The organism is Massilia sp. 9096, assembly GCF_000745265.1.
Classification (GTDB): Bacteria; Pseudomonadota; Gammaproteobacteria; order Burkholderiales; family Burkholderiaceae_D; genus Telluria.
Map to the genome: position 1 here is coordinate 145,052 of NZ_JQNN01000002.1, position 10,777 is coordinate 155,828.

The following is a 10,777-nucleotide window of genomic DNA, read 5'->3' on the forward strand; positions in this document are numbered from 1 at the left end:
TCGTTATCAGATGCCGTAGGTCAAGCGGAACCAAGTCTGGGCCGACTCGCGTTTCAATTCGTGGGGCAAGGTCAGCGGTGATGATTCGAACAGCTCGACCGTGAAGCGGCGGATCGTCATGGACAGGCCGAAGGTCAAGCCGCTTAGCGTGCCTTCCTGCACGCCATTGGCGGTGCTGATCACGTGACCGTAATCGAAACCGGCACGCAGGCGTCCGGTGGCGGGCTCGCCTCCGATCGTGAACGACTTAGGCATCGATAATTCGTTGCGCAGGTAGTAGCCCTTGTCGCCAAGGATGACGAGGTTATTGAAGCCACGCACCGAATAAATTCCGCCGATGGCGATCTGTTCCGAACCGAACAAGGCTTGGGGCGCATACTGACCATTGAAATGTGTGTTGAACACGAAGTCCTGGCCCAGCGCCGCAAAGCTGCGCGTGAAGTCGAGGTCGAGCGTCCATTTATTGAATTGCGCATGCGGCGATTGTCGCTCCAGGCCGGGCATGTCCTGCAGCGCCTTATCGGCCTTCAGGCCGCGCTGATAGTCGAGCTGCCCGACCATATAGCCGCCACCCAGCGTGACCGAATAATTGGTGCCCAGGTCGAGCACGCTCAGATTGCGGCTGTTCACGCCCAGCAACTGGTCGGCCAGATAATTGTTGGCGCTTTTGGCCGTGAAGGTTTCGGACGTGGACCAGCGGCTGTTCTGGTCACGGTAATTGACCTGGTTGAGGGACACGGAGCGGTTATGGCTGGTGCCGCTGGACAGCAGCTGTTGGCCGCTGGGCGTGACCAGCACGCTCTCGTAGCGCGACGCGCTGGCGTCCAGCGTCAGCAAGTTGTACCCGAAAGGAATGGAAAAGTTAACGTCGTCGGTGGACGACTTGTGCGCGCCGCTCGATGGCACCGAGGTGCGGCGCGTCATGCTGAGGTACTCATCAAAGCCCAGGATGTTGTCGACACCCACGGTGGCCGCAGCCTGGTTGGCGCCAGTCGACACGCTGCCTTGGTTATCGTAGGTTGCCAGACCATGCACTGGAAACGACGGCGCGTTGCGCACGACGACGATGCTTTCGCCGACACCGCTCCCCGGAACAACGTCCATCTGCGCGTTATTCGATGCGAGGCGATTGATCTGATCGATACCCTGCTCGAAATCGCGCAGATTCAGAGGTTTTCCAATCGCACCTGGAAAAATAGTTGGCACCGACACGCTGTGCTTGCCGCCATCTTCGACACTGATCTTTTGCACCTGGCCGATCACGACCTTGATCACTAGGCGATGTGTGCTCAAATCCTGTTCAGGCAAATAAGCGCGGGTGGTGATATAGCCTTTTTCGATATAAAACCGCGTCACGCTGGCCAATATCGCCTCAATGTCTTTTACCGCCAAGCATTTACCGGCGTAATCCTGATTGAGTTGCACGAGTGCCTTCTCGGGAAAGAAAGGCGCATCGATCACTAGGATCTTGCTGATGTTCTGGCAGGTGAGGCTAGCTGTGGGCGCTGCCTTTGGCGGGGCAAGCTGGTTCAGATCGATGCCGTTCGGCGCGAGCGCACGGCGCGCCGCCTGCTGGTCGCGCAGGAGCTGCAGCTGCTGCTGATTTTGAATCGCATCACCCTGTCGCCCCGCCGCATTGATGTCGGACTGGGTCTGGGCACTCACCAGCGCGGGAGAAGATGCCAAAGAGACTACGATAAGAGTGAAAAACCTGACCGGAACACGCATGAAATTTTTTTTCGAAGGCTTGAATTGTTAACTTAAGGCGATGAATGCTGACCCAAGTTTATTGACAGCAACTTTTTTGAAATGGCGCAGTGATTTTACTGACCTTGTTGCTGCTGATCATCAAAAAAAACAAAAATCGGCATTGCCGTTGCGGCGAGGAGACGCAGATGCGAGTACATACGGTGAAAATGTCCTTTTTGCCGTTAAAAGCAAAACAATTCAATTTCCCAAAAAATAACTTTGCAAAATATCGAAGCGTTAAACTTCAATATCTGGAAGCGGACTGTCAATACGATCTATATGTGAGTTAGGATTCGTTGTAATTGGCAAGCCCGCAACTTACATGCAAGCCGGGAGAGACAAGGGTATGTTTATCGACACTCGCTTTCGTAAGCTGGACTTCCCCTACTCTGGTAGACATTTCTGACCTATGATTTGAGCATAGGAGAAATAAATGAGCACGCAGCGTTACACACCGGAATTCAAGGAAGAAGCAGTCAGGCAAGTGGTCGAGCGGGGCTACCCTGTCCCGGAGGTTGCAGCCCGATTGAGGGTATCGGCCCATAGTTTGTACAAGTGGGTCAAAGCAGTGATGCCAACAAAGGACGAGAAGCAAAGTGCCGAGTTGGTCGAAGCAAAAAGCGAGATCCTGCGGCTGCGGTCCCAGATGCGCCGTCTGGAAGAGGAGCGCGATCTGCTAAAAAAAGCCGCACGGTACTTTGCCAGGGAGCCCGAGTAAAGTACCGTTCATGAACGAGCATCGGCACGAGTTTTCGCTTGTGCTTATGTGCCGCATTTTGAAAGTGGCCAGAGCCGGGTTTTATCAATGGCTGCACCAGCCGATATCGGAACGAGCGAAGGAAGATGCTCGCTTGGTCGAGGCAATCCGGCATTCGTATTCGGCAAGCGGCGGTGTCTACGGCGCCAACCGCGTCTTTGGCGATCTGCGAGAAGCCGGCGAGACTTGCGGACGTAATCGTGTAGCGCGGCTCATGCAGGTCAATAAGATCAAGGCTGTACGCGGCTACAAAGCACCCAGAAGGATTGCTGGCCGGCCTTCAATCATTGCTCCAAATCGACTGAATCGAGAATTTACCGTCGATGCGCCTGATCAGGCTTGACCTTGTCGCGCGAGCTGGCGATCGATGCTTTGCTGATGGCAGTCTGGCGACGCAAGCCAAAGAAGCCGGTACTGGTACATTCCGATCAAGGCAGCCAATATGGAAGCGACGACTGGCGCCGCTTCTGCGAGGCCAACAACCTCGAGCCGAGCATGAGCCGACGCGGCAACTGCTGGGATACTCAGTCTATTATGGTCGAGAACGCCTGCCAAATCTGACCCGTGCTGGGATTGGCCTGTTGCCTTTGCGTTGACCTGTCGGTTTGGTCAGAGCGTTCCCCGAGCGTTACCGGGCCAGATGCCTGTGACCTAATAGGAGCTTTGTTCTGCACCGTGAGTGTCCTGTCCAGCAAATGGGATTGGTAATGCGCCTACCTTGAACAAGGAGACGATTTGGATAACCAATCAATGCAAAACGAGGTGATTCTCGGCGTCGATACACACTTGGATACGCATGTTGGCGCGGTAATAAATGATGCAGGAAAGTTGATCGGAACTTTAGTGACGCCGACGACTGCAAGCGGTTACCAGAAATTGTTAGCTTGGGCACGCTCCCTGGGCCGCGTTACACGCGCTGGAGTCGAAGGTACTGGAACTTATGGTGCAGGCCTTGCCCGCGTTTTACGCGAGCAAGGTATCGAAGTTTTAGAGGTCAATCGCCCGGACCGCAGCAAGCGACGGTTGAAAGGAAAATCTGATCCGGCCGATGCAGAAAGTGCTGCACGATCCGTGCTTTCTGGGGACGCCACTGCTATCCCCAAGTCGCATTGCGGAGCTGCTGAAGCGATGCGCATCGTTTCTGTTGCGAGACGAAGCGCAGTCAAGGCCAAGACCCAGGCCATCAATCAGTTGAGGGCAATCCTAGTCAGCGCTCCGCAGGAAATTCGTGAACGACTTTGGAAAGCAAAGGCAGAACAATGCGTTGCGGCATGCGCACATTTGCGGAACTTGGGGACGAGCACACAACTGGAGACATTGACCACGACACTGCGTCTGCTAGCGAAGCGCTGGTTAGCGCTCGCGGCCGAACTAAAGGAGCTTGACAGCTCTCTAGAGAAACTGACAAGCCAGGCGGCGCCACGGCTGCGTGAGCAGTTTGGTATCGGACCACAGACCGCAGCCACACTCATCGCAGTCGCTGGCGACAATCCTGAACGCTTGCATAGCGAGGCAGCACTCGCCGCACTGTGTGGCGTGAATCCGCTACCAGCATCCTCTGGCAAAACAATACGTCACCGACTGAACCGTGGCGGCGACAGACAGGCAAACAATGCACTGTGGACTATCGCCATGGTGCGAATGCGAAGCGAACCTCGAACCCGCGCATACGTCGAACGTCGCACTGCCGAAGGCATGTCGAGCAAGGAAATCCATCGGTGCCTGAAGCGATATATTGTGCGAGAGCTCTACCCACTGATTCTTGTAGATTTGGCATCGGCAGCGAAGACTTCTTGACATAGGAGCGTCAATGCTGTCGCGGAATCGTTCTTCAGCAGTTTGAAAAAGGAGCGCATCCGCAAGCGCATCTACAAAACCCGGGACTTGGCCCGGGCCGATATCTTCGACTACATCGAAGTCTTTTACAATCGAACCAAGCGCCACAGCCATCTGGGCGGTATCAGCCCTGAGGCTTTCGAGCGCGCCTCAGCGTGAGGTCGAGATTTTTCTACTGAACCGGGGGAAGTCCACTTCTGCTCGAAGTGTCGGCCTTGAACAGATTAGTCTTGCTGGGACGGTTGGGCATGCTGGGCAAAGCTCGTCATTCTAGCCGAGCTAAAAGTTTGCACCACAGCCATTGGGAGCACGACTTGCCGCATCCTTGAGAGGATTCGCGATCTGCGGTCCGCTACACTCAAGGACATGGCGCTCCATTTGGTATATCATAACAATTCAAATGGAGGTTTTATGACAAACTCGGCTCAGCAGGAAAAAATGCCACGTAAGCGGACGACCGCGAAGTCAACACTAAACACGTTCGCGGCGCTCCGCCACGACTTGAAGGCAGGTCGCGATCCGGTCGCAGCAATTCGTACCGGCTTCGACGCCGATCTGCTAACCGCCGCCGGCGACTATTTCGAGGTGCCAGCAGCCCGCATACGGGCAATCACACGGGTACCCGATACCACGGCACACAGGCTGATCAAACTCCATGCACTGTTAGACTCGGCAGCTTCCGAACGGCTGTGGCGCCTGGCTGATGTCGCTGCGATGGCAGAAGACGTTTTTGAAGACGAGACCGCGGCCAAACAATGGCTACGTTCGCCCAACCAAGCTTTCCTGGGCGGGGCCCCGCTTGACTATCTGGATACGGAACCTGGAGCGAAAGCCGTACGGCAAGTTCTTAATGCGATCGCCACTGGCGGCGCCGTATGAGGTTGTGGCGCATCGCTCAACGCAAGTATGCGCTTGACCGCTTGTGTGCTGGCTCGGCACTGTACGGCGGGCGTTGGAATCCGGTCGGGATGCCAGCGCTGTACTGTGGCGCATCTATCGCTATCTGCGCACTGGAGAAGTTCGTGCATGTAGGTCAGGCGCCGCTGCCTCCGCTGGTTCTGGTCGCGGTCGACTTTCCGGATGAGTGCGATATCTTCACGCCTGCCGCAAGCGAACTTCCCACCGGATGGGACGAACTGCCAACTTCAACCAGCGTACAGGGCCTTGGGCGAGCCTGGCTCGAGCGCAGTGAAACCTTGGCGATGCGAGTCCCGTCAGTCGTCTTGCCGGAGGAGAGCAATGTCATCGTCAATCCGCTGCACCCGGATTACGTCCGTGTAAAGTTGACGATGCTGCGGCCCTTCACGTTTGATCGGCGCATGTACAAGCAGTAGACGCCGCGAGGCTAGCATGAAAGCGCAGGCTGCGATGACACAACCGCATCGAAATCAGTCGACAATACATTTTCTAATGTCGAGTAAGAATTGTCGGCTGACTAGGTGTGCAAAGCCCGGTATTTTGAGATCAAACTGCCCCACTGCTACCGATAGGTACGACAGCAGCACCGCAACATGCGCCGATAATTTATTGCAGTAAGTCAAGTAACGCGCTAAGGTAAAGCATGATGACAGAACCTGCGATCCCCGACCTCCCCGGTGTCATCCAAGTGCCTCCAGCTGAAGAATCCAACCGATATGCCCTCACCCGAATGGTTCTCATCGACTCCCTGAGCAGCGGGAGAATCGTTGACATGCGGGTCGACGATGGCGCAGTGCTGACCGGCCGGAATGGCGCCGGCAAGACTTTAATGCTGCGGCTGCTACCAGTGTTCTACGGGGAGAGCCCGAATCGGATCGTCACACAAGAGGCCGGGCGCCAATCGTTCGTCGGGTATTACCTGCCCCGAGACACATCCTACATCGTTTTCGAATACGAGCGCCACGGCGAGAAGCGCCAGGTCGCCGTTCATTCGGACCGCAACGGCGAGAAGGTGATCTACCGCTTCATCCGCCACGGCTTCGAGCCGCGCCAATTCGTCCTTCCGGATAGTGAACTGGTGCGCACGCAAGGCGTCGTCAAGCACCTGAAGATGCAGGGCTTCCAGTGCTGCGAGCAGCAGATCGAATCGCTGTCCGAATACCGGCGATCATCCAGGCCATTCCATCGGCCACGCGCGATCGGCAGCGGCAGCGATACTTGCGCGAACTCACGGCGGACTATTCCGTCACGCCGACAAACCGCCCTCTCCCTCAGATCGAGAAGATCGTCGCCGGCATGTTCCGCCGCAAGACCAACTTCGACGACCTGCAGGGGATCGTCGTCGAGTGTGTTGCCGACCACGGAAGCACACTGTCGGTCTCAGGCGATCGCAGGAAGATCGAGGACTGGCCACGGCACTACCACGCCTACACCGATGTGATGACTCTGGCGCCGACTATGGCCGCGGTCGAACAGGCTGATAGCCGCCTGTCTGCGGCGGAGGTGGCCATGGGCGAAGTGAAAGCCAAGTGCATGAGCCTGCTCACGCACCTCGACCTGCGCATCCATGCGACCAGTGCCGAGCTACGGTACTACCAGGCCGCCTTGGTCCAAGAGACCGAAGGATTCACCGTGCAGGCCGGCGAGCTGCGCGGCAAGCAGCAGGCGGCCACAAACGACGCCGGCTTTGCAGAAGCCAGGGCGGGCGACCTCGAGCAGCAGCACGCCGACTTCGAGCGCCACGAACTGAAGAAGAAGGAAGCCTTGGTGGCGCGCTCCCAGCAGCTGCGCGACGAACTTGTACAGCTGGAGGAAAGGCGCCGTGCCCTGCTTGGGGAACAGTCGGAGATCTCCAACAGCTATGAAAGGATGAAGCAGGTCGAAAAGGACAACTTCCGCATTCACAAGGACGCGGCCCAACACCGGCTACGACAGCTGGGCGACCAGTATGATCTGGCATTCGACCAGATCGGTAAAGCCCACCAGGAGGAAGAGGAGCGCGCCGCCGCAGTGCATGACGCCCGCCGGCCGCAGCTCGATAAAGAGCTCCAAGACGCAAGTGCGAACCAGGGCCGCTGGCAGCATGCAGCAAGCCACCCTGCTCCGGACCCGGCCGCGGGTCACGCTCTGCAGGACAAGCAAGACGCTCTCGACAAGCTGCGGGGCAAGCGCGATGCCCTTGACCGACAGCGCCGTGCGCACGAAACGGCGTATTACAAGGTCCAGGGCGCATTCCACAGCCAGGAGACACTTAAAGCCGCCGCTGCGCGCCAGGTGACGGTCGCGCATGAAAAGCTCGAAAACGCCAAGCGCTTGTACATGCCAGAGGATGGCACCCTCCTCTACTTCCTGCGCAGCGAGCATCCAGGCTGGGTGTTCGACATCGCCAAGGTCGTGCGCGAGGACATCCTGACACCCCCCGACCTCTCTATCGATGCTACATCGCCGCCGTGCACGCCCAGGTGGAGCCGTTGTCAGCCCTTGAGTGGAAGCGCCAGCAGTTGGTCTATGCAGACCTGGATGACCGCGCATGGCTTCTGTATGTGATGCACTCGCTCCGAGTCGGCACCGTGCGCGCCGGCGCCACGCGGGGCTTCGAATTCTCCTGGCAAGAGCGCGCGCCGACGCATGCCAGGTCCGGAAACATTGTTGTAGGCGACGTTTTGGCATGGAAAAGAACCTGATCATCAGCTTACTGCGCGTGTATCACAGCGAGAAGTCGCGCTTCACTGCGAGCGCAGTGCTAACCCGTTTTGTCAAGACCTACAGCATTGGCCATGCAAAAGGTGCTTCTATCATGTTCACGGACCGTGACAAGCAGGAAGTAGCCGCGCTGCTGCGCGCGGCCGAGGGGATCGACGCCGCCACGACCACGAGCGCCTCGTGGGACGCCCTATCTCGGGCTGAAAGCCTGGATCTTGGGGGAAACGAGAAGCTCACCCCGGCCGCGGTTAGGCAGGATCGCGTCGCCGTCCGAGCATTGCCTAGCCGGCCCCTGCTCCTCGGCGGCAGGGAGATGCACATGCCAGACGGAGCGAACCTCGACATTGAGTGGCAGCTCGTCAGCCGCGAGAACGGCCACGATGCCGTGCTGGTGGTCGAAAACTGGGAAGCATTCGCGGGCATCGAGCACACGACGTTTGACCTATCTGGGGCCGGTGCTAATCCGCTCGTCCTGTTTCGCGGGAGCCCGGTGTACCGACAGGACCATGTGGTGGCACTGCTCGACCAGCTGGGCCTGCCCGTCCACGCGTTCGTGGACTTTGACCCAGCCGGCCTGGTCATTGCCCTCAGCCTGCCCGGCTTCGTCGACCTGGTGTCGCCAGCCGCCAGCGAACTCCAGCGCGTTTTCACCGCCAGCATGAATACCGAGCGCTACCTCAGCCAACTCCCAGAGGCGCAACGCATCTTGGACGCCACGAGCCATCCGTCGATCGCCACGCACTGGCGTATGCAGAGAGCGCACGGCAAAGCGCTGCCTCAAGAGTACTTCTTGGCAGCGCGGGCCAGGTAGGCGTTATAGTCGCACGCGAACGCGGCCTGTGTCGAGGGCTCACGAGCGCACAAGCAGTGCGCTGGGCGCTTACACGCAACCGACTACTTGGCGAAGCGTCCTCGTGCACTATAGCTGGGCTGGAAAGATTACTGGCGACCAGTAACACAAGTCCTTGACCGTTGGCGGCAGTTCTGCGAGCGCAACTCGTATGATTCTGTCGCATTGTTGAACACGCAGCAGATTTTCCGGGCCGAATATGCCGCGACTGGCTTTAGTGGAAATTTTGGATAAGGGACGCGTCAAGTGGCTATATGTGCAGGCAGCTCATGCAGCGAGCACAGCTGCCCAGATTTCAGGCGTAGTTTGCCCCTGAGTTACCAGATCTTATAGGTCGAACTGGCCTTTGCGGATGCGATGCATGAGCTCGATGCCTCGAATTGTCGTGGCGGCGGAAGTAAAACCTTTCAGGCCCAGCGTCGGTCCTAGTTTGGATTTGACGTTGCGATGGTCCTGCTCGATCAGATTGTTCAGGTATTTCGACGAGCCAAGCTTCGTCAAGTCAGGTAGCTGCCCTTGCTCTTTAAGTTCACGAACACCCTGGTGCGAGGCTGCGTAACCATCCAGCGTAATCGTCTCGGGTGGTTGGCGCTGGTAGCGCAGTGCCTTGCGGAAGAACGCTTTCGCTGAGGCGACGTTGCGCCGCGGACTCAGCCGGAAGTCGACCGTCTTGCCTGACGCGTCCACTGCACGGTAGAGATATGCCCACCGGCCACGGATTCTTACGTAGGTCTCGTCTACCCGCCACGAGGTTCCAGCTGATGCCGCGAAGCGGCTCCAGCGTTTGTCGAACTCCGGTACATACCGCTGAACCCAGGGAAGGATTGTCGTGTGAGCGATCGGCAGTCCTCGCTCGGCGATCATCTCGACAACGTCACGATACGACAGCTTGTAGCGCAGGTACCAGCGCACGCACTGGATGATGATCTCTTGTTCGAAGTGTCGACCCTTGAACAGGTCGCTCTTGCTGGTGTAGTTGCGAATGCCGGGGCAAAGGCCGTCATTCTAGCGCAGCTTCAGTTTGCACCAGAGCCACTGGAAGTATCTACCGTGCCGTTGACAAAGAAAGGCAAGCCCGTCGATTTCGTTCTGACAGCGCAGCGCACCGCAATATGACTGCTGCCAAGCAATTCTTCGAAAAAGCCGTGCGCGAGAACGGTGTGCCCGAAAGAATCGTGATGGATAAAAGCGGCGCCAAGAAGGCCGCCATCGACGAGATCAACGCCGTCATGGCTCCCCGGATCCACCGTGCACTGGCCAAGTACCTCAAAACATCGTCGAGCAGGATCATCGTGCGGTCAAGCGCGTAACCAGGCCGATGCTTGGCTTCAAGTCGTTTCGCGCTGACGCCAATGTATTCGCTGGCACCCAGCTCATGCACATGATTCGCAAAGGTCAGTTCGTGATCGATGGCGTCGCCGCGATATCGTTCGCCGACCAATTTCATGCGCTGGCACGACAGTTCCGTCCGGCATAAGCCAAGGTCATGCGCACCAAGGGAAGAACCGCCCTCGCTCGACAATGCGACAAAGCCCCGATCAATTCTATGCGCCGGCCGGACTAGACCGTCCCGGCTAAGGAAAACGCCCCGTTAGGAAAATCGCGACCTCGGACTTTTAATGCGACACAACCGTTGCACGAGGTTTCCGCATCGGCTCTCGACACGGTAGTCCCGACGGCTTGCCATCACCAGGTCCACCTTCATTGAGCAGTCTTGCTCTATCCCCTTGTCGCGCAGGAAACAGCGTTTGGCTCGGCAGAAGCGGGGTACATGAGCTGTTATAAGAGCTAATAACCGGTCGATGAAGCCCAGCCGTCCAACTTCTTGTTGAGAATGGCCGTTATAAGCTGCTTATATTCTTACGATAAAAACGGGAGGCGGTTCGGCGCTGGCTGCGAGACGCATGTGGCGTTGGCGAGCGGGGGAAAAGCGTCACCCAAGTGTATAGACGGCTTGTGAACGG

Annotated in this window: 11 protein-coding genes and 3 pseudogenes; 12 read left to right on the forward strand and 2 right to left on the reverse strand. The window is 57.6% G+C overall.

Going from position 1 to position 10,777, the window contains the following annotated elements; genetic code table 11:
• Positions 1-6 precede the first annotated feature (6 nt).
• The gene (locus FA90_RS24620) at positions 7-1,728 is read right to left on the reverse strand and encodes a ShlB/FhaC/HecB family hemolysin secretion/activation protein (protein WP_081934167.1); all 1,722 of its coding nucleotides are present in this window, start codon (positions 1,726-1,728) and stop codon (positions 7-9) included.
• 40 nt (positions 1,729-1,768) lie between these two features.
• On the opposite strand from FA90_RS24620, the gene FA90_RS26840 reads away from it, so the two are divergent.
• From FA90_RS26840 to FA90_RS24655, 9 genes and pseudogenes are all read left to right on the forward strand, one after another.
• Positions 1,769-1,966: a hypothetical protein gene (locus tag FA90_RS26840; RefSeq protein ID WP_156116944.1), complete on the forward strand. Its 198-nt coding sequence runs from the start codon at positions 1,769-1,771 to the stop codon at positions 1,964-1,966.
• Positions 1,967-2,182: 216 nt separating this feature from the next.
• Positions 2,183-3,028 (forward strand): annotated as a pseudogene (locus tag FA90_RS26060) (IS3 family transposase); the annotation flags it as partial.
• A 213-nt stretch (positions 3,029-3,241) separates the two neighbouring features.
• Positions 3,242-4,303, forward strand: coding sequence for an IS110 family transposase (locus FA90_RS26065; protein ID WP_239700675.1), 1,062 nt, complete (start codon positions 3,242-3,244; stop codon positions 4,301-4,303).
• A 12-nt stretch (positions 4,304-4,315) separates the two neighbouring features.
• Positions 4,316-4,501, forward strand: a pseudogene (locus FA90_RS26070) (IS3 family transposase); the annotation flags it as partial.
• A 252-nt stretch (positions 4,502-4,753) separates the two neighbouring features.
• The gene (locus FA90_RS24635; RefSeq protein ID WP_036177540.1) at positions 4,754-5,221 is read left to right on the forward strand and encodes an antitoxin Xre/MbcA/ParS toxin-binding domain-containing protein; all 468 of its coding nucleotides are present in this window, start codon (positions 4,754-4,756) and stop codon (positions 5,219-5,221) included.
• On the forward strand, positions 5,218-5,676 hold the full coding sequence (locus tag FA90_RS24640; RefSeq protein ID WP_036177544.1) for an RES family NAD+ phosphorylase: 459 nt from the start codon (positions 5,218-5,220) through the stop codon (positions 5,674-5,676). Before FA90_RS24635 ends, FA90_RS24640 begins: the two co-directional genes overlap by 4 nt.
• Before the next feature lie 314 nt (positions 5,677-5,990).
• Positions 5,991-6,413, forward strand: a pseudogene (locus FA90_RS27790) (ATP-binding protein); the annotation flags it as partial.
• Positions 6,386-7,807, forward strand: a complete 1,422-nt coding sequence (locus FA90_RS24650; protein WP_081934169.1) for an ATP-binding protein — start codon at positions 6,386-6,388, stop codon at positions 7,805-7,807. The pseudogene FA90_RS27790 and the gene FA90_RS24650, both read left to right, overlap by 28 nt.
• 121 nt (positions 7,808-7,928) lie before the next feature.
• Positions 7,929-8,774 carry a hypothetical protein gene (locus tag FA90_RS24655; protein WP_036177557.1) on the forward strand — a complete coding sequence of 282 codons (846 nt, stop codon included), beginning with the start codon at positions 7,929-7,931 and terminating at the stop codon, positions 8,772-8,774.
• Positions 8,775-9,140: 366 nt separating this feature from the next.
• On the opposite strand, the gene FA90_RS25345 is transcribed toward FA90_RS24655, so the two are convergent.
• Complete coding sequence (locus FA90_RS25345; protein ID WP_051972277.1) at positions 9,141-9,797, reverse strand: IS6 family transposase; 657 nt, start codon at positions 9,795-9,797, stop codon at positions 9,141-9,143.
• Here FA90_RS25345 and FA90_RS27445 point away from each other — a divergent pair.
• The 3 genes from FA90_RS27445 to FA90_RS27570 are packed head-to-tail and all read left to right on the forward strand — an operon-like array spanning position 9,744 to position 10,290.
• Positions 9,744-9,929: a hypothetical protein gene (locus FA90_RS27445; RefSeq protein WP_239701117.1), complete on the forward strand. Its 186-nt coding sequence runs from the start codon at positions 9,744-9,746 to the stop codon at positions 9,927-9,929. The two genes, FA90_RS25345 and FA90_RS27445, sit on opposite strands and share 54 nt — an antisense overlap.
• Positions 9,857-10,123 carry a DDE-type integrase/transposase/recombinase gene (locus tag FA90_RS27565; protein WP_081934170.1) on the forward strand — a complete coding sequence of 89 codons (267 nt, stop codon included), beginning with the start codon at positions 9,857-9,859 and terminating at the stop codon, positions 10,121-10,123. Before FA90_RS27445 ends, FA90_RS27565 begins: the two co-directional genes overlap by 73 nt.
• 8 nt (positions 10,124-10,131) lie before the next feature.
• On the forward strand, positions 10,132-10,290 hold the full coding sequence (locus FA90_RS27570; protein ID WP_373994646.1) for a hypothetical protein: 159 nt from the start codon (positions 10,132-10,134) through the stop codon (positions 10,288-10,290).
• The last annotated feature ends 487 nt before the right edge of the window (positions 10,291-10,777 follow it).